General features: G+C 71.4%; 16 protein-coding genes and 1 rRNA gene (1 of these 17 only partly in view). 10 read left to right on the top strand and 7 right to left on the bottom strand.

What is annotated here, in order from left to right; genetic code table 11:
• Window positions 1-212: ribosomal RNA gene (locus tag HD595_RS20415) — 16S ribosomal RNA — on the bottom strand; it reaches 1,309 nt to the left of the window's first position.
• Window positions 213-692: 480 nt separating this feature from the next.
• Here HD595_RS20415 and HD595_RS20410 point away from each other — a divergent pair.
• Together HD595_RS20410 and mgrA are read left to right on the top strand one after the other, a co-directional pair.
• Window positions 693-2,840 (top strand): S9 family peptidase, encoded by a 2,148-nt coding sequence (locus HD595_RS20410; protein ID WP_253771327.1) that lies wholly within the window; start codon window positions 693-695, stop codon window positions 2,838-2,840.
• A complete protein-coding gene (gene mgrA / locus HD595_RS20405; RefSeq protein ID WP_253771326.1) occupies window positions 2,837-3,835 on the top strand; it encodes an L-glyceraldehyde 3-phosphate reductase in 999 nt (332 codons plus the stop codon). Before HD595_RS20410 ends, mgrA begins: the two co-directional genes overlap by 4 nt.
• On the opposite strand, the gene HD595_RS20400 is transcribed toward mgrA, so the two are convergent.
• Entirely contained in the window at window positions 3,804-6,239 is a 2,436-nt protein-coding gene (locus tag HD595_RS20400; protein ID WP_253771324.1) for a flippase-like domain-containing protein, read from the bottom strand. The genes mgrA and HD595_RS20400 overlap by 32 nt on opposite strands.
• A gap of 208 nt (window positions 6,240-6,447) precedes the next feature.
• Here HD595_RS20400 and HD595_RS20395 point away from each other — a divergent pair, with 208 nt between their 5' ends.
• Window positions 6,448-8,454 (top strand): molybdopterin-containing oxidoreductase family protein, encoded by a 2,007-nt coding sequence (locus HD595_RS20395; RefSeq protein WP_308211194.1) that lies wholly within the window; start codon window positions 6,448-6,450, stop codon window positions 8,452-8,454.
• Here the strand turns inward: HD595_RS20395 and HD595_RS20390 are convergent.
• On the bottom strand, window positions 8,420-9,190 hold the full coding sequence (locus HD595_RS20390) for an alpha/beta fold hydrolase (RefSeq protein WP_253771320.1): 771 nt from the start codon (window positions 9,188-9,190) through the stop codon (window positions 8,420-8,422). The genes HD595_RS20395 and HD595_RS20390 overlap by 35 nt on opposite strands.
• 68 nt (window positions 9,191-9,258) lie before the next feature.
• Here HD595_RS20390 and HD595_RS20385 point away from each other — a divergent pair, with 68 nt between their 5' ends.
• The gene (locus HD595_RS20385) at window positions 9,259-9,801 is read left to right on the top strand and encodes a PadR family transcriptional regulator (RefSeq protein ID WP_253771318.1); all 543 of its coding nucleotides are present in this window, start codon (window positions 9,259-9,261) and stop codon (window positions 9,799-9,801) included.
• Here HD595_RS20385 and HD595_RS47250 read toward each other — a convergent pair.
• Window positions 9,780-10,703, bottom strand: a complete 924-nt coding sequence (locus HD595_RS47250) for a GNAT family N-acetyltransferase (protein ID WP_420540713.1) — start codon at window positions 10,701-10,703, stop codon at window positions 9,780-9,782. The genes HD595_RS20385 and HD595_RS47250 overlap by 22 nt on opposite strands.
• Window positions 10,704-10,764: 61 nt before the next feature.
• Here HD595_RS47250 and HD595_RS20370 point away from each other — a divergent pair, with 61 nt between their 5' ends.
• Window positions 10,765-11,151 (top strand): VOC family protein, encoded by a 387-nt coding sequence (locus HD595_RS20370; protein ID WP_253771316.1) that lies wholly within the window; start codon window positions 10,765-10,767, stop codon window positions 11,149-11,151.
• Here HD595_RS20370 and HD595_RS20365 read toward each other — a convergent pair.
• The gene (locus HD595_RS20365) at window positions 11,148-11,588 is read right to left on the bottom strand and encodes a hypothetical protein (protein ID WP_253771314.1); all 441 of its coding nucleotides are present in this window, start codon (window positions 11,586-11,588) and stop codon (window positions 11,148-11,150) included. The genes HD595_RS20370 and HD595_RS20365 overlap by 4 nt on opposite strands.
• Before the next feature lie 82 nt (window positions 11,589-11,670).
• A complete protein-coding gene (locus HD595_RS20360; protein ID WP_253771312.1) occupies window positions 11,671-12,468 on the bottom strand; it encodes a class I SAM-dependent methyltransferase in 798 nt (265 codons plus the stop codon).
• Window positions 12,469-12,571: 103 nt separating this feature from the next.
• Between HD595_RS20360 and HD595_RS20355 the strand changes: the two genes are divergently transcribed.
• From HD595_RS20355 to HD595_RS20335, 5 genes are all read left to right on the top strand, one after another.
• Entirely contained in the window at window positions 12,572-14,377 is a 1,806-nt protein-coding gene (locus HD595_RS20355; protein ID WP_253771310.1) for an acyl-CoA dehydrogenase, read from the top strand.
• A gap of 130 nt (window positions 14,378-14,507) precedes the next feature.
• Window positions 14,508-15,446, top strand: a complete 939-nt coding sequence (locus HD595_RS20350) for an MBL fold metallo-hydrolase (protein WP_253771309.1) — start codon at window positions 14,508-14,510, stop codon at window positions 15,444-15,446.
• Between the two features lie 65 nt (window positions 15,447-15,511).
• The gene (locus HD595_RS20345) at window positions 15,512-15,736 is read left to right on the top strand and encodes a DUF6458 family protein (protein WP_253771307.1); all 225 of its coding nucleotides are present in this window, start codon (window positions 15,512-15,514) and stop codon (window positions 15,734-15,736) included.
• A 73-nt stretch (window positions 15,737-15,809) separates the two neighbouring features.
• Complete coding sequence (locus HD595_RS20340; protein WP_253771305.1) at window positions 15,810-16,343, top strand: RNA polymerase sigma factor; 534 nt, start codon at window positions 15,810-15,812, stop codon at window positions 16,341-16,343.
• A complete protein-coding gene (locus tag HD595_RS20335; RefSeq protein WP_253771303.1) occupies window positions 16,343-17,332 on the top strand; it encodes a CU044_5270 family protein in 990 nt (329 codons plus the stop codon). Before HD595_RS20340 ends, HD595_RS20335 begins: the two co-directional genes overlap by 1 nt.
• Here HD595_RS20335 and HD595_RS20330 read toward each other — a convergent pair.
• The gene (locus HD595_RS20330; protein WP_253771301.1) at window positions 17,322-17,615 is read right to left on the bottom strand and encodes a Dabb family protein; all 294 of its coding nucleotides are present in this window, start codon (window positions 17,613-17,615) and stop codon (window positions 17,322-17,324) included. The two genes, HD595_RS20335 and HD595_RS20330, sit on opposite strands and share 11 nt — an antisense overlap.
• Window positions 17,616-17,625 lie beyond the last annotated feature (10 nt).

Raw genomic sequence — 17,625 nt, 5'->3', positions numbered from 1 at the left:
CGAAAAACTTTCCACCACCACCCGATGCCGGGGGCGGTCGTATCCGGTATTAGACCCAGTTTCCCGGGCTTATCCCAGAGTCAGGGGCAGGTTGCTCACGTGTTACTCACCCGTTCGCCGCTCGAGTACCCCGAAGGGCCTTTCCGCTCGACTTGCATGTGTTAAGCACGCCGCCAGCGTTCGTCCTGAGCCAGGATCAAACTCTCCATTAAAGGCTTGTCTGATGCCTAACTTGAAAAGGAATCCGTCACCGGCTCACGCCGATATGACGGGGTCATGCATTGTTCATGCACTGGCTTTTAACACACTGTTGAGTTCTCAAGAAACGGACGCGTTCTCCCCGGTCCTGCGAGAGGCGCTTTTCGTTTCGTTCGTTCGTTGTGTCTTTATTCTTTCAGCGACCGTTTTCTCTGTCAAATTCGGCGCTTTCGGAATTCCGACCGCACCCCGTTTCCGGGGCAACCCCTCTAACTTACCAGCCCGCAGCGATGCTCCGAACCGACGCGCCAGAGGAGGTCGCCGACGACCCACGACCCACGACACAGCCCATGCCGAATCCACCGGAGTGGAGGAGGAGGGTTGTGCCGCACCGCGTCGGCTTCACAAGATTAGCAGCGCCCCTGAGTGCTCGTGCCGTCTTCGTCAAGCTTCCCGGCCACAGAAGGATTACGGCCGAACATAGACTCGCCCACGTGAGCAGCGAAACCCAAGCGACGACGCCTCCGGTGGCGAAGAAGGTTCCGACCGAGCGCACCCATCACGGTGACACCGTGATCGACGAGTACGCCTGGCTCGCCGACAAGGACGATCCGGACACGGTCGCCTATCTGGAGGCGGAGAACGCCTATCTCAAAGAGCACACCACCCATCTGGGCGATCTCCAGGAGCGGCTGTTCCAGGAGATCAAGGGCCGGGTCCAGGAGACCGACCTGTCGGTGCCGAGCCGCAAGGGCGGCTGGTGGTACTTCTCCCGCACCGAGGAGGGCAAGCAGTACGCCGTCTCGTGCCGCGTGCCGGCGACGGGCGAGACCCCGCCGGAGATCAAGCCCGGTGAGCGGCTCGACCAGGAGCAGGTCCTGCTCGACGGCAACGAGCTGGCGGGCGACAGCGAGTTCTTCTCCGTCGGCGTGAGCGCGGTCTCCCCCGACGGCACGATGCTCGCCTACTCCACCGACTACAAGGGCGCCGAGCGCTTCACGCTGAGGTTCAAGAACCTCGTGACCGGCGAGGTGCTGGCCGACGAGATCGAGGACATCTTCTACGGCGGCTCGTGGTCGTCCGACGGCTCGACGTTCTTCTACACGCGCGTGGACGACGCGTGGCGGCCCTACCAGGTCTACCGCCACACGCTGGGCACGCGCGACGACGTGCTCGTCTACGAGGAGGCCGACGAGCGCTACTGGGTCGGCGTCTCGCTCACCCGCAGCGAGAAGTACATCGTGCTGGGCGCCGGCAGCAAGATCACCAGCGAGGTGCGCGTCCTGGACGCCGCCGACCCCACCGGCGAGTTCCGGATCGTGCGTCCCCGGACGGTCGGCGTGGAGTACGGCGTCGAGCACGCGGGCGACTTCTTCTACGTGCTGCACAACGAGAACGCCGAGAACTTCGAGCTGGCCACCGCCCCGCTCGACGACCCCGGCACGTGGACACCGCTCATCGCGCACCGCGACGACACGCGGCTGCTGGAGATCGACGCGTTCGCGGGCCATGCCGTCGTGCACTTCCGGCGCGACGGTCTCACCGGCATCCGGGTCCTGCCCTACGGGGAGACCGGGGACGGCTGGCGGGAGCGGGCCGAGGCCGCCGCAGGGGCCTCCGCGTACGAGATCGAGTTCCCCGAGCCGCTGTACGACGTGAGCCCCGCCGGCAACCCCGAGTTCACGACTGGGCGGCTGCGGCTCGGCTACACGAGCATGGTCACCCCGTCGAGCGTCTACGACTACGACCTGGCCACCCGCGAGCTGATCCTGCTGAAGCGGCGCGCGGTGCTGGGCGGCTACGACCCGGACGACTACGAGCAGTTCCGCGAGTGGGCGACCGCGGAGGACGGCACGCGGGTGCCGATCTCCCTGGTCAAGCGGAAGGACACCGCCACGCCCGCGCCGACCGTCCTGTACGGCTACGGCAGCTACGAGACCTCCATCGACCCGGGCTTCTCGGTGCCGCGGCTGTCGCTGCTCGACCGCGGCTTCGTCTTCGCCGTGGCGCACGTGCGCGGCGGCGGCGAGCTGGGCCGGCGCTGGTACGAGGAGGGCAAGCTCACCCGCAAGCGCAACACGTTCACCGACTTCGTGGCCGCGGCCAGGCACCTGAAGCAGGCGGGCTGGAGCGGGCGGGTGGTGGCCCGCGGCGGTTCGGCCGGCGGCCTGCTCATGGGCGCGGCGGCCAACCTGGCTCCGGAGGAGTTCGCGGGCGTGGTGGCCGAGGTGCCGTTCGTCGACGCGCTGAACACGATCCTCGACCCGTCGCTGCCGCTGACGGTCATCGAGTGGGACGAGTGGGGCGACCCGCTGCACAACGCCGACGTCTACGCGTACATGAAGAGCTACACGCCGTACGAGAACGTCGACGGCCGGGCGTACCCGCCGATCCTCGCCATCACCAGCCTGAACGACACCCGCGTGCTCTACCACGAGCCGGCGAAGTGGATCGCCCGGTTGCGGGCCACCGCGGCCGGCGGGCCGTTCCTGCTGAAGACCGAGATGGGCGCGGGTCACGGCGGCCGGAGCGGGCGCTACGACGCGTGGCGCGAGGAGGCGTTCACGCTCTCCTGGATCATCGAACGAGGCACGGCGGAGCAGGACACGGAGCAGCGGGACACCGAGGGGAGCGCCGCGTGACGTACACGGCGGACCCGGGCCGCTACGAGCGGCAGCCGTACAACCGCAGCGGCCGGAGCGGGCTGCGGCTGCCGGCCGTCTCGCTGGGCCTGTGGCACAACTTCGGCGACGACCGGCCGATCGCGACGTCGCGGGAGATCCTGCGTCGCGCGTTCGACCTCGGGGTGACGCACTTCGACCTGGCCAACAACTACGGCGTGCCGTACGGCTCGGCGGAGCGCACCTTCGGCCGGGTCATGCGCGAGGACTTCGCCCCGTACCGGGACGAGCTGGTCATCTCCACGAAGGCGGGCTACGACATGTGGCCCGGCCCGTACGGCGAGTGGGGCTCGCGCAAGTACCTGCTGGCCAGCCTCGACCAGTCGCTCCAGCGGATGGGCCTGGAGTACGTCGACGTCTTCTACAGCCACCGTCCCGACCCGGACACGCCGCTGGAGGAGACGATGGGGGCGCTGGACCGGGCGGTGCGCTCGGGCAAGGCGTTGTACGCGGGCGTCTCCAACTACTCCGCCGAGCAGACGGCCCAGGCGGCGCGGATCATGCGGGAGCTGGGGACGCCGCTGCTCATCCACCAGCCGTCGTACTCGATGATCAACCGGTGGATCGAGGGCGGCCTGCTCGACACGCTGGAGGAGGCGGGCATGGGCTGCATCGTCTACTCGCCGCTGGCGCAGGGGCTGCTGACCGACCGCTATCTGCGGGGCGTGCCGGCCGGGTCGCGGGCGGCGACGAGCCGGTTCCTGAGCGCCGACGACATCGACACGAAGCTGGCGGGCGAGCTCGACGAGGTCGCGCGGGGCCGCGGTCAGACGCTGGCGCAGATGGCACTGCTGTGGACGCTGCGCGACCCGCGGGTGACGAGCGTGCTCATCGGCGCGAGCAGCGTGCGGCAGTTGGAGGACAACGTGGCGTGCGTGGACGGCCCGGCCTTCACCGAGGACGAGCTGCGCGAGATCGACCGGATCACAGGGCCTCGTCGCGCTGGAGATGGGTGAAGGCGGCCCAGCCGGGCAGCACCGGCAGCCAGAACGTGAGCAGCCGGTAGAGCAGCACGGCAGAGGTGGCCAGCGGGGCGTCCAGGCCGGCGACGGTCAGGCCGAGCGTGAGCGAGGCCTCGACCGCGCCGAGCCCGCCGGGGGTGGGCGCGGCCGAGCCGATGGCGTTGGCGGTGAGGTAGACGACGGCGACGGTGGTGAAGCTGAGCGAGCCGCCGAACGCCGCCACGCACGCGTCGAGGCAGGCCACGAACGCCAGGGTGATCATGAGGGTGCCGGAGCACGCCTCGATCATCTTGCTGGGCGACTGGAGGACGTCGAGCAGCCGCGGCAGCACGTTGGAGAACAGCCGCCGCATGCGCGCGGTGACGAGCCGGCGCAGTTGCGGCACGCCGAGCAGCAGCACGGCGAGCACGGCGACGGCGAGCATCGCCACGACCAGCCCGCGTGACGGGGTGAAGGACGTGGCGGTGCTCGACCCGGTGATGTAGGCGAACAGCAGCAGCAGCCCGATGTGGAAGATCAGCATGACGAGCTGCGAGGCGCCCACGCTGGCCACGGCCGAGGCGGGTGAGATGCCGCGCTTCTGCAGATAGCGGGTGTTGATGGCGATGCCGCCCACGGCGGCGGGCGCGACCAGCTTGACGAACGACGACGCGAACTGCACGAGCACGGTGCGCCAGAGCGGCAGGTGCTCGGGCACGAATCCGCGCAGCATGAGCGCGGCGGCCACGAAGCTGACGAACGAGGCGACGAGCGCGATGCCGGACCACGCCCAGTTGGCCGTGGTGACGACCTGGACGAGGTTGACCCGGCTGAGCTGCGACAGCAGGAAGTAGGCGGCCAGGGCGCTGGCGATGATGGTGACGAGGGTGCGCGGCCGGAAGCGCTCCAGCCGGATCTCCTCGACCTTGCTCTGCGGCTTGAGCGCGACGATCTGCTCGCGCAGGTTGCCGAGCAGGGCCTTGTCCTTGGCCAGGGCCGCGCGGGTCTCGCGGGTGAGCGCGATGCGCTGGAGCAGCGGCAGGGCGGCGGCGAGCGCGTCGGGCCCCATGACGGCGGCGGCGGCGCGGACGGAGCGCTCGGGGCCGACGCGCAGCGCCAGGTAGGTCAGGAGCTGGGCGACGTCGAGCCGGAGCAGCAGGTCGCCGGCCGCGATCTCGCCGCTGCGCGCGTCGGTCAGCACGACGCGGCCGGCGGGGTCGAGGTGGATGCCGTCGCCGGTGAGCCGCCGGTGGGCGAGCCGCTGGATCTGCAGCAGCTCGATCTGCTCCCAGATCTGGGCGAGCACGTTGTCGTCGATCTCGGAGTCGGGCACCTCGTCGAGGGGCCGGGTGTCGAGGTGCTCGTAGGCGAGCAGCGCGGCCTCGGTGCCGATCTCGCTGGTGCCGAGGAGGCGGGGCGTGCTGGCGCCGGCCGCCTGGGCGGCGTAGGCCATGAGCGCCTCGCGTTCCAGCTCGGCGCGGAGCGAGCGGATCGCGCGGCGGCGGGTCTCGGAGTTGAGCCGGATGCGCCGCCACAGCCGGTACGGCAGGCCGGCCACCTGGCGGTCGCGGTCGAGGACGGTGACGTCGAGGCTGGTGCCGTCCTTGAGGCCGATGGCGTAGCGGCGGCTGCCCTGGTGGTCGTCGTCGATGCGGCGGGCCGAGACGGGTGTGAAGGACAGTTTGCGCAGGGCGGCGACGACGGCGTTGCCGGGGGGCCGGGTGTCGGGGCTGCCGACGCCGTACAGGGTGCCGTAGCCGATGGCCATGCCGAGCAGGACGGTGACGATGCCGCCGACGAGCGTGATCTGGTAGCCGGTGAAGAAGGCGAGGGCGTACAGCCCGATGACGGTCCACATGAGGGCGCGCCAGGTGGGGCGGCGGGAGATCCTGACCGCGGTGGAGTAGGCGATGACCGAGGTGAGCAGCGTGTTGAGCGGCTCGATGTCGCGGTTGCCGGTCAGCAGCAGGCGCAGGTCGACGGGCCCGGCGGTGACGATCCAGCTCCCGAGCAGGAACGAGATGACCATGCCGAGGATGGCGGCGACCAGGCCCTCGGCGACCCGCAGGCCGTCACGGTGGAAGACGCGCTCGACGGCGAAGGCGACGGGCACGACGAGCAGCGCGGCGCCGCCCAGGAACGTCGCGACGCGGCTGAGCAGCTCGGGCAGCCGGGTGGCGCCCTCGGTGACGTCCTTCTCCAGCCCGTTCAGGGTCTGCTTGGCGACGAGCGCGATCAGCAGCACGGCCACCATGGCGGCGAGCGTGGCGCCGAAGCGCAGCAGGTCGGAGGGCCTGCGCAGGCGTTGCGGGAGGAGCGGCTCGACCACGTAGACGTCGTGGTCCGGGCGCGCCTGAGCCACGGTGGGATCCCCTTCCGTGAGGTCCCCCGTGTCGTCACGTTCCCTGATGTCGGCCACCGACAGCGATTCTGCACCTTCCCGGCCGGACCGTACGATCTTTGGCCGTTAGTGTCCCCAATCGTCACCTCGGTCAGCGAACCGGGTGGTCTCTCTTCGATTTCTACCGCCGCGAGCACCGTGACGCGTCACGGGGGTCCCCGCGGCGCTCTCGGAGGAAGGGATGCTGCCCGCATAAGCTGACCACATGTCGGGTGAATTGCGAGTTTTGGGGGCGTGTCCGCTGGACTGCCCGGACGGCTGCTCCTGGGTCGTCACCGTCGAGGACGGCGAAGCCGTGAAGCTGCGCGGCAACCCGGACCATCCCTACACCAGGGGCGCCCTGTGCGTGAAGGTGAACCGCTACCTGGAGCACACCCGGGCGGACGACCGCATCCTGTATCCGATGCGCCGCACCGGCCCCAAGGGGTCGGGGCGGTTCGAGCGGATCTCGTGGGACGAGGCCCTGGACGAGATCTCGGCCCGGCTGCGCGGGATCGTCGAGGAGCACGGCGGCGAGGCGATCTGGCCGTACCAGGGCACCGGCTCGCTCGGTTACCTCCAGGGGTGCGAGGGCGCGGCCGGGCGGCGGTTCTGGAACGTGCTGGGCGCCTCCAAGCACTGGCTGAACATCTGCTCCAGCGCCGGCACCACCGGCCTGACGCTGTCCAACGGCACCGCGGGCGGCATGGACACCGAGGACTTCGCGCTGTCCCGGCTGATCCTGCTGTGGGGGACGAACCCGCTGACCAGCGGCCACCACCTGTGGAAGTTCGTGCAGGAGGCGCGGGCGAACGGCGCGTACGTGGTCGCGATCGACCCGATCCGCACGCGGACGGCCGACCAGGCGGACGAGCATCTGGCGATCCGGCCGGGCACGGACGCGGCGCTCGCGCTCGGGCTGCTCAACGTGGTGCTGGCCGAGGGCGCGCAGGACGAGGAGTACCTGGCCGCGCACACGGAGGGCTGGGAGGCGTTCCGCGAGGAGATCCTGGCCTACCCCGTCGAGCGGGTGGCCGAGATCACCGGCATCCCGGCCGAGGCCGTCCACAGCCTGGGGACGAGGCTCGCGCGCACGAGGCCGACCGCCATCCGCGCCACGATGGGCATCCAGCGTCACGAGGGCGGCGGCACGGCGATGCGGACGATCAACGCGATCGCCGCCGTCACCGGCGACTGGCGTCACCCGGGCGGCGGCGTGGCCTACTCCACCAGCGGCCACGTGCACCTGAACATCGACCCGCGCGACGACCTGCTCGCCCGGCCGGTCCGCACCCGGACGATGACGCGCCTGGCCTCCGAGCTGGAGTCCGTCAAGTGCCTGTGGGTGTACGGCGCGAACCCGCTCGGCTCCACCTCCGACTCCGGCGCGATCAGGCGCGGGCTGGCCCGCGAGGACCTGTTCACGGTGGTCATGGAGCACTTCCCGACCGACACGGTGGACTACGCCGACATCGTGCTGCCCGCGACCATGCAGATCGAGCACGCCGACCTGCACGCCGGCTACGGGCACATGTACCTGCACTGGAACGAGCCCGCGGTGGAGCCGCCCGGCGAGTGCCTGTCCACGACGGAGACGTTCCGCCGCCTGGCCCGGCACATGGGGATGACCGAGCCGTCGCTGTACGACTCGGACCTGGAGCTGGCCGAGCAGTTGCTCGCGAGCGATCACCCGTCGCTGGAGGGCGTCACGCTGGACCGGCTGCGCAAGGAGGGCTGGGTGCGGATGAACTACCCCAAGCCGTTCACGCCGTTCGCCGAGGGCTTCCCGACGAGGGCGGGCCGGACGCGCTTCCCGTCGCGGGGCAAGGCGTACGTGCCGTCGCTGTCGGCGAGGGAGGGGGGCCGCGGGCCGTACCCGCTGACCCTGATCACGCCGGCGGCGCACACGTTCCTCAACACGACGTTCGCTAACAACCCGGAGCTGCGGCGGCGCGCCAAGGACCCGGTGGTGCTGGTCAACCCGGCCGACGCGGCCGCGCGGGGGCTGGAGAGCGGGCGGCCGGCGCGGGTGCACAACGGCGGCGGGGAGTTCCTGGCCGTGGTGGAGGTGAGCGACCGGGTGGCGCGGGGCGTGGTGGCCGCGCCGAAGGGACACTGGCCGAAGCACGTGCCGGGCGGCGCCAACCCGAACGAGGTCGTCCGCGAGGCCGACGCGGACCACGGCCGGGGCGCGGTCTACCACGACAACCTGGTCGAGGTCACCGCCTGCCCGGCTGACGGTGCCGGTTCATGAACGTGAGGACCCGGTCGAGCACCTGAGGGCCGTAGGGGGCGCGGAACATCGCGGAGGCGTGCGCGCTCTCGCCCTTGACGACGAGGAGCTCGTTGGCGGCGGCCTTCGTGGCGGCGTCGTGGGCGGCCTGGAGGTCGGCGGCGCCGCCGTAGCCGTCGTTCTCGGTGCCGATCTGGAGCAGCGGTGCGGTGATCTTCGCGGCGTCGCCGGGGTCGATCGCGCCTGACAGGGCCACGATCCCGGCGGTCCTGCCGCCCAGCCGGGCCGCGGCGAGCGGCGCGGTGGTGGCGCCGATGGAGCCGCCGACGAAGAACAGCCGCTTGACGCCCTTCTCCTTGGCCAGCCGCCTGCCCATGGCCACGGCGACGTCCTCCGGCGGGGTCCGGCTGTCCCTGGCGTACAGCAGGACGCGGTAGCCGGCCGCCACGAGGCGGTCGGAGAGCGGGCGCCAGGTGCAGACGTTGCCGTTGCGCTCGTACGTGATCACCACGCCGGTCTCGCCCTTGCCCGTGACGACGCCGGGCAGGTCGTCGCCGTGGGTGAAGATCCGGCCGTCGTCCTCGGTGAAGCAGCCGCTGACGTTCGGGCCGGTGACCACGGGCGACGGGGTCGGGGTCGGGGTCGGGGTCGGGGCGGTGGTGGCCGTCGCCGCCGGAGGCGGGGCGGCGGTGCCGACCGTGCCCCCGCAGGCGGTCAGCACCACCAGGAGTCCCGCCAGGCCGATGGTCGCGCGCATGCCGTCCCCTCTCGCCACACTATGTCAGAAGTGACATAGTGTGGCGACACAATATCCTTGGGCGCACGATGACCTCAACGCTTGGGTACGCGATTCTGGCCGTGCTGGCGCGCGGCGAGCGCACGGGTTACGACATCGCCGCCGCCATGCGCCGGCCGGTGTCGTACTTCTGGACGGCCCGGCACAGCCAGATCCACGCCGAGCTGCAGAAGCTGGCGGCCGGCGGGCTCGTCGCGTTCGACGCCCGGCACGGACCCGGGCCGCAGGACAAGAAGGTCTACCGGCTGACGCCCGAGGGCGGCGACGCGCTGCGGGCGTGGGTGACCGAGCCGCCGCGCGAGCGGCCCGAGCGCGACGAGCTGGTGCTCAAGACGTACGCGTCGTGGCTGGCCGACCCGGGGCTGGTCAGGCGCCTGTTCGCCGAGCAGCTCCGGGTGCACGAGGAACGGCTGGCCGAGTACGAGCGCGAGGAGGAGCTGTTCGGAGGGCCTCCCGACCCGGGAGACCCCCGCTTCGGCAACTACGCGACGCTGCGGTGCGGCCTCGGCTACGAGCGGCACCGCGCCGAATGGTGCAGATGGATGGTGACTCAGCTCAGCGCGAGCTTGTAGCCCTCGTGGGAGGCGGCGAAGCCGAGCGAGTCGTAGAAGCGGTGCGCGTCGGTGCGCGTCTTGTCGGAGGTGAGCTGCACCACCGCGCAGCCCCGGGCCCGCGCCCGGTCCACCCCCCACTGGATCATCCGGCGGCCCAGGCCCTGACCCCGGGTGGAGGCGGCGACCCGGACGGCCTCGATCTGGCAGCGCTCGGCGCCCAGGCGCGACAGGCCGGCCAGGTAGGTGAGCTGCATGGTGCCCACGACCTTGCCGCCGACCTCGGCCACGATCAGCTCGTCGTAGGGGTTCGCGTCGATGCGGGCGAACGCCTTCAGATAGCGCTCGTCGGCCGGGTCGCCCTCACGGCGGGCGCCCAGCGGGTCGTCGGCCAGCATGGCCACGATCGCGGGCACGTCCTCGGCCCTGGCCTCACGGAACAGCAGCGACAGCGCGTACTGCGTCTCCCCCTCGGCCGGGTTGGACGGCAGCCTCATGGTCTGTCCGGTGGGGGTGAATCCCTTGCGCCGGTAGAGGGCCAGGGCGGCCTCGTTGGAGTCCACGCACCACAGCCGCACCTCCTCGGCGCCCGCCGCGCGGGCCCCGGCGACCACCTCGTCCACCAGGAGCGAGCCGACCCGGCGGCCCCGGGCCTCCGGCGCCACCCACATCGCCAGCAGGTGGACCCCGCCGTCCTCCTCCCGGGCGCACACCAGCCCGAGGTCGGCCGTCCCGTCGGTGGCCACCAGCCACCGCGACTCCGGAGCGGCCAGCCGCTCCGCCCACTGCGCGGGCGTGAAGTCCTTCTCCCTGGCGTACGTCGAGGCGAACGCCTCCGGCGCGTCGAGCAGCGCCCTCAACCTGATCTCCCGCAGGCGGTCCACGTCGCCCACGCCCAGCTCCACAAGCACGATGTCCGACATACCGGGCATCATGCCAGTAACCGGCTTGACGGCTTTGCCGGTGTCACGATTGGGTGATCGCATGATTGAGATCCACGCCGTGACCATCGACGCCGCCGACCCGTACGAGCTGGGGAGCTGGTGGAGCAACGTCACCGGGCTGCCGCTCCACGAGGAGAACGTGCCGGGCGACGACGAGGTCATGCTCCGCACCAAGCAGGACCCCTTCCTGCTGTTCATCCGCGTCCCCGAGGGCAAGACCGTCAAGAACCGCGTCCACCTCGACGTCAACGGCACCGAGGGCCGCACCCGCGACGAGGAGGTCGAGCGCCTGCTGGGGCTCGGCGCCACCGTCTTCGAGGACCACCGCAAGGCGGACGGGACCGGCTGGGTGACCATGCGCGACCCCGAGGGCAACGAGTTCTGCGTGTGCCGCAGCCAGGCCGAGAAGGACGGGCTGCTGGGCTAGCGCGCGCGGCCCTTCATGGTCATGGCCAGGATGCCGGCGATCAGGTAGACCAGGGCGCCGTGCCAGATCGACTGGAAGGCCGAGCCGAACACGCCCTCGCCGTCGAGCACGAGCTGCACCGGGTAGTCCAGGACCGTGGCGATGCCTGCCGGCAGCAGCGCGAACTTCCACGGGTGGTTCAGCGCCCACCGGCGGGCCTGCCGGGTCACCCGGTCGCCCTCGTCCGGCTTGGAGACCGCGCCGATCGCGGCGATCAGCGCGAACAGGTTGATGCCGAGGCCCAGCGCCCACACCAGGTCGCCGTCGCCGAGCAGGGCCCCCAGGCCGAAGCTCGCACCGGCCACCACACCGCCGCCGACGGCCGCGGCCTTCCAGGGCGCGCCGCGCAGCGCGGCGCCGGACAGCGAGACTTCGTCGCGTCGAGTGATTTCGTTCATAGGGCCAGGGTGCCTCGCCGGTCACCCTGGCCACATCGGGGTTCGTCCCTGATAAGTCCCCTACCGGGATCCGCGGCCGGGGTCACTCCCACCAGATCGTCACCCAGCGCTCGCGCGGGAGCGGCCACATGCCGAGTTCGAGCGCGGTCTCGGCGACCTCCTCCGCGCGGGACGGATCGAGGCAGATCCGGCGGCAGGCGCCGGCCGCCAGCTCCTCCAGGCTGCTGAATCGTTCCAGCGGCGCCTCGCGCTCCTCGACGTTGACCCGGTACCCGAGGGCGGCGGCCAGCGCGACGCAGTCCTCGGCGATGGGGCGCACCGGCCGGTTGACGCCGTGGAAGTGCTCCCACAGCGGGGTCAGCCAGCTCATGGGGTGGCGGTGGGTGAGCTCGATCACCACCCGCCCGCTCGTGCGCTCGTCGAGCGCGCGCAGGAAGCCGGCCAGGTCGGGCACGTTGTAGACGACGTGCGCGGCCACCGTCGCGTCCGCCACCGGCACCCGCTCGGCCACCTCGGGCCAGGTGCCCTCGACCGTGGTGTGCGCGACGCCCAGCTTGTCGGCGCGCACGGCCAGCTCGGCCAGCATCGCGGCGGAGGTGTCGACCGCGTGCAGGTGACCGATCCGCTCGTGCAGCGGCAGCGAGGCGGCGCCCGTGCCGGCGCCGACGTCGAGCAGCGTGCCACCCTCGGGCAGGGCCTGCGCGAGCCGGGTCATCGTGGGCCCGTCGTCGGGCTCGGCCAGCGCCCTGTCGGTACGCGCGGCGAAGCGGACCGGCGAGTGGCCCCACGGGTCGGCGGGGGCGTTCGCCAGGATCCGGGGCGGGATGGCCCACGATTCCAGGCGTTCTCGCCAGCGCGCGGCGAGTTCTTCGGCGTCCATGGAGATGAGCATGCCACGCATATCCGCTGTTACCCGCGGGTAGCATTGGGAGTAAGGTTACTAGCCAGTAGATAAAGACCTCGGGTCAAGGAGATCAGCACCCATGGGCCACTACAAGAGCAACCTGCGTGACCTGGAGTTCAACCTCTTCGAGGTGTTCGGGCGAGGCGAGATCCTCGGCACGGGCCCGTACGCGGACATGGACGAGGACGTCGCGCGCAGCATCCTCGACGAGGTCAACAGGCTGGCCACAGGGGTGCTCGCCGACTCGTTCGAGGAGGGCGACCGCAACCCCCCGGTCTTCGACCCCGAGACGCGCACCGTGACCGTCCCCGCGGGCTTCAAGAAGTCGTACCAGGCGCTGCTCGACGGCGGCTGGGCCAACCTTGACCTGCCCGAGGACCTCGGCGGCCCCGGGATCCCCCGCAGCCTCGCCTGGGCCACCGCGGAGATGATCCTCGGCGCCAACCCCGCCCTCTACATGTACGCCGCGGGCCCCAACTTCGCCTACACCCTGTGGAAGCTCGGCACCCCCGACCAGAAGCGCTTCGCCCAGCTCGCCATCGAGCGCAACTGGGGCGCCACCATGGTCCTCACCGAGCCCGACGCGGGCTCCGACGTCGGCGCCGGCCGGGCCAGGGCCGTGCGCCAGCCCGACGGGAGCTGGCACATCGAGGGCGTCAAGCGCTTCATCACCAGCGCCGAGCACGACATGACCGAGAACATCTTCCACCTCGTGCTGGCCCGCCCCGAGGGCCACGGCCCCGGCACCAAGGGCCTGTCCATGTTCCTGGTGCCCAAGTACCACGTGAACCTGGCCAACGGCGAGCTCGGCGAGCGCAACGGCGTCTACGTCACCAACGTCGAGAAGAAGATGGGCCTGAAGGTCTCCACCACCTGTGAGCTGACCTTCGGCGACCGGCACCCGGCGGTCGGCTGGCTCGTGGGCGAGGTCCACGAGGGCATCAAGCAGATGTTCATGGTCATCGAGCACGCCCGCATGATGGTCGGCACCAAGGCCATCGCCACGCTCTCCACCGGTTACCTCAACGCCCTGGAGTACGCCAAGTCGCGGGTGCAGGGCGCCGACCTGACCCGGATGGCCGACAAGGCCGCGCCGCGCGTGACCATCACCCACCACCCCGACGTACGCCGCGAGCTGATGCTGCAGAAGGCGTACGCCGAGGGCATGCGGGCGCTGGTGCTCTACACCGCGACGTTCCAGGACGCCATCCAGATGAACCCGGACGACCGCGACGCCCACGCCATGAACGACCTGCTGCTGCCGCTGGTCAAGGGCGTCGGCTCGGAGCGGTCGTACGAGCTGCTGGCCCGCTCCCTGCAGACCCTGGGCGGCTCCGGCTACCTGCAGGACTACCCGATCGAGCAGTACATCCGCGACGCCAAGATCGACTCCCTGTACGAGGGCACCACCGCGATCCAGGGTCTCGACCTGTTCTTCCGCAAGATCCTGCGCAACCAGGGCGCCGCCGTCGGCGCGCTGCTCGCCGAGATCAACGCCTTCGCCGGCTCCGAGGCGGGCAACGGCCGGCTCAAGGAGGAGCGCGCGCTGCTCGCCGAGGCCGCCGCCGACGTCAAGGTCATGGGCGACACCCTGGCCGGCTGGGCGCTCAGCTCGCTGGAGCAGCCGCAGGAGGTCTACAAGGTCGGCCTCAACACCACCCGGCTCCTGCTCGCGCTCGGCGACCTCGTGATCGGCTGGCTGCTGCTGCGCCAGGCCGAGGTGGCGCTGGCCCGCCTCGCGGACGGCGAGGACCCGTTCTACCAGGGCAAGGTGGCCGCCGCGTCGTTCTTCGCCAAGACCGTGCTGCCGCGCCTGGCGGCCGAGCGGCGCGTGCTCGCCGGCACCGGCCAGGAGCTCATGGAGCTGCCGGAGGAGGCCTTCTGACGGCCCCCTCCCGCGCCTTCCCGACGCCCGCTCCGGCCCTCGGAGCGGGCGTCCGCGCGTCCTGGCCGAGAGCTCGGCGGGGCCGCGTCCTGGCGGTCCGGCGGGGTGTCCCGGCGGTACGGTCGGGGCCATGAGCGCCACTCCCCACGACCACCCGCTCCCCCCTCCGCGCGTCGAAGAGGTCTCCGACGGCGTGTACGCCTACGTCCAGCCCGACGGAAGCTGGTGGATCAACAACACCGGCTTCCTGGCCGGGCGGCGCGGCGTCATCGGCATCGACGCCTGCTCGACCGAACGCCGCACCCGGGCCTACCGGGAGGCCGTCGCCCGGGTGACCGACCGGCCCTTCACGACGCTGGTCAACACCCACCACCACGGCGACCACACCTTCGGCAACCACCTGTTCCCCGAGGCCACGATCGTCGCCCACGAGCGCACCCGCGAGCAGGTCCTGGCCGAGGGCATCCCGGCCTACCGGGCCGCCTGGTCGCCCGAGGTCGAGTGGGGCGAGCTGGAGGCCGTGGCGCCGTTCCTCACCTACACCGACGGCGTGACGCTCCACTCCGACGAGCTGCGCTGCGAGGTGCGCCACATCGGCACCGCCGCGCACACCACCAACGACTCGTACGTGTGGATCCCGGAGCGCCGCCTGCTGTTCTCCGGCGACCTGCTGTTCAACGGCGGCACGCCGTTCGTGCTCATGGGCTCGGTGGACGGCGCGCTGGAGGCGCTGGACCGGCTGGAGGAGCTGGGCGCCGAGACGATCGTGCCCGGCCACGGCGACGTGTGCGGCCCCGAGGTGATCGGGCGGGTGCGCGGCTACCTGCGCTTCGTCCGCGAGACGGCCGAGCGCGGGCGGGCGGCCGGGCTCACGCCGCTGGAGACGGCCCGCGAGATCGACCTCGGCGAGTGGGCGGCCCTGCTCGACCCCGAGCGGATCGTCGGCAACCTGCACCGGGCCCACGCCGAGCTGGACGGCCTGCCCAGGGGCGGCGACATCGACCTCGTCACGGCCGTCGGCGACATGATCGCCTACAACGGCGGCCGCCCACTCTCCTGCCTCGCCTGAGGGTGTGATCGCCTTTACTCGGGTATGACCGTGGGCGTACTCGCCGTTCGCCTCCGGAGGTCGTCATGGGTGTCGGGGTCAGCATCTTCATCCTCACGCTCGGCGCCATCCTGAAGTTCGCCATCGAGCCGGACGTGTTCGGCGACGCCGTCCACATGGACGTGATCGGCCTCATCTTCATGATCGTCGGCGGCATCGGCATCGTGCTCAGCGTCGTGCTGGCGCCCCGGCGCGGCCGCACCTCCGACGACCGGCTGATGCACCGCGAGAACCACCCGCCGGAGATCTGACGGATTTCCCGGAAGGGTCGCCGGGGAACGGGCAATCACGGGTGTCCACGTTCCCCGGCAAGGAGACCCTTGCATGACCGCATCGCTCGACGGAGCGGTCGCCGACCCCGAGAGGTTCGCGACCGTCTTCGACGCCCACTACGAGGAGATCCGCCGGTACCTGGGACGCCGGCTCGACCTCGACGTCGCGGAGGACCTGGCGGCGGAGACCTTCCTCGTCGCCTTCCGCCGCCGGCACAGCTTCGACGCCGACCGGGGCGGGGTCAGGCCCTGGCTGTACGGCATCGCCACCAAGCTCGCCGGCCGGCACCGGCGCGCCGAGGTACGGCGTTACCGGGCGCTGGCCCGCTCCGGGCCGCCGCAGGACGACGACGGCCATGACCAGCGGATCGTGGAGCGCGTCTCCGCGGGCGTGACCGTGCAGAAGCTCTCGGCCGCGCTGGCCGGCCTGTCGCGCGGCGAGCGCGACGTGGTGCTGCTCGTCGCGTACGGCGAGCTGACCTACGACGAGGTGGCCGCGGCGCTCGGCGTCGCCAACGGCACCGTCGCCTCCCGGCTCAGCCGGGCCCGTACCAAGCTGCGCGACTCCCTGGGGGTGGAGGTCTGATGAAGGAGTTCCAGGTCATCGACGACGTCATGCCGGACGTCCCGCCCACCGATCACGCGCGGGTGCTGGCCGCACGAGCCCGCGTACTGGAAGGGACCCGGCGGCGCCGACCGGCCGTCTGGCCGCGCGTGACCCTCGCGGCGGCGGCCGTCACGGGCGTGCTGGCGGCCGGGTTCGTGGTGGTGCCGCGCCTGGGCGGTGAGCAGGCCGGGACGGCGTCGCCCGCGGCCACGGCGTCCGGCACGGCCACCGCCGTGGCGACGATCTCCTCGCCGAGGGACGCCCTGGAGAAGGCGGCCGACCGGCTCGCCGCGCAGCCGCCGGGCACGGGGGCGTGGTGGCGGCGGGAGGCGATCCGGACCGAGCAGACCAGAGCGAACTCCTCGTTCACCGTCGAGAACCGGTACACGGAGGTCCTGTGGATCGACCGCCACGGCAATCAGCGGACCGTGCAGGGGCGCGTGTCCTCCAGCCTGCCGACCGCCGCCGACAGGAGAGCTTGGAAGAGGGCCGGTTCGCCGAAGCTCTGTGGCGACCACGAGGACTGCCGGATCGGCAGGGTCTCCTTCTTCCCGCTGGCGCTCAAGCCCACCATGCTGCCCGAGGAGGCCGGGGCGCTCAAGGCGCTGCTGTTGAAGCACCGTCCGACGGACGGCTCGACCGACGATGAGGGATGGCTGTGGAACGCGGCGCGCTGGATCCTCCTCGACACCGCGGCGACGCCCCGCACGAGGGCGGCCGCCTACCGGATGCTGGCCGACCTGCCCGGCACGGACGTCGTCGGACGGGCCTCGGACACCGAGGGGCGTGCCGGGATCGCGCTGGAGCACGGCACGGTCGGCATCCGGCAGCAGATGGTCATCGATCCCGGGAGCGGCGACCTGCTGGCCCTTCAGACGGTGATGGCGAAGGGCGGCGCGGTGCTCGACGCGTACGCCGTGCGGCGGCTCGGCTGGACGGACGAGCGGCCGCCCAGGATTACAGACTGAGCTGGACGGCGGCGCGGCTCGCCAGGATGGGCTTGATGTACTCCGCGATCACCGCCTGGTGCCCCGCGTCGTCGCGGTAGGCCAGGTAGTCGTCGAGGTCGTCGAAGTCGGCGACCACCGCGAAGTCGTGGCTGCCCGGGTTGATGCCCGCGTCGGGACCGAAGGTGTACGCGCGGATCTGGGGGATGGCGGCCGGCAGCGTCGCCAGCGCGGTCGCCACCGCCGCCTTCTGCTCGTCGGTGGCGTCATCGGTCCAGGTGAACAGCGCGACATGGCGAATCATGCGATCACCC

The organism is Nonomuraea roseoviolacea subsp. carminata (genome assembly GCF_024172185.1).
Classification (GTDB): Bacteria; Actinomycetota; Actinomycetes; order Streptosporangiales; family Streptosporangiaceae; genus Nonomuraea; species Nonomuraea roseoviolacea.
The sequence above is the reverse complement of the archived record's forward strand: the minus strand, read 5'-3'. Positions and strand labels throughout refer to the sequence as shown.

Bases quoted from the DNA above. Each gene is read 5' to 3' on its own strand.
- HD595_RS20390 (WP_253771320.1), bottom strand. From the start codon at position 9,190: ATGCGCGCGACCATCGGCCTGGCGGGACTCCTGGTGGTGCTGACCGCC.
- HD595_RS20385 (WP_253771318.1), top strand. From the start codon at position 9,259: ATGACCTCAACGCTTGGGTACGCGATTCTGGCCGTGCTGGCGCGCGGC.
- HD595_RS47250 (WP_420540713.1), bottom strand. From the start codon at position 10,703: ATGTCGGACATCGTGCTTGTGGAGCTGGGCGTGGGCGACGTGGACCGC.
- HD595_RS20370 (WP_253771316.1), top strand. From the start codon at position 10,765: ATGATTGAGATCCACGCCGTGACCATCGACGCCGCCGACCCGTACGAG.
- HD595_RS20365 (WP_253771314.1), bottom strand. From the start codon at position 11,588: ATGAACGAAATCACTCGACGCGACGAAGTCTCGCTGTCCGGCGCCGCG.
- HD595_RS20360 (WP_253771312.1), bottom strand. From the start codon at position 12,468: ATGGACGCCGAAGAACTCGCCGCGCGCTGGCGAGAACGCCTGGAATCG.
- HD595_RS20355 (WP_253771310.1), top strand. From the start codon at position 12,572: ATGGGCCACTACAAGAGCAACCTGCGTGACCTGGAGTTCAACCTCTTC.
- HD595_RS20350 (WP_253771309.1), top strand. From the start codon at position 14,508: ATGAGCGCCACTCCCCACGACCACCCGCTCCCCCCTCCGCGCGTCGAA.
- HD595_RS20345 (WP_253771307.1), top strand. From the start codon at position 15,512: ATGGGTGTCGGGGTCAGCATCTTCATCCTCACGCTCGGCGCCATCCTG.
- HD595_RS20340 (WP_253771305.1), top strand. From the start codon at position 15,810: ATGACCGCATCGCTCGACGGAGCGGTCGCCGACCCCGAGAGGTTCGCG.
- HD595_RS20335 (WP_253771303.1), top strand. From the start codon at position 16,343: ATGAAGGAGTTCCAGGTCATCGACGACGTCATGCCGGACGTCCCGCCC.
- HD595_RS20330 (WP_253771301.1), bottom strand. From the start codon at position 17,615: ATGATTCGCCATGTCGCGCTGTTCACCTGGACCGATGACGCCACCGAC.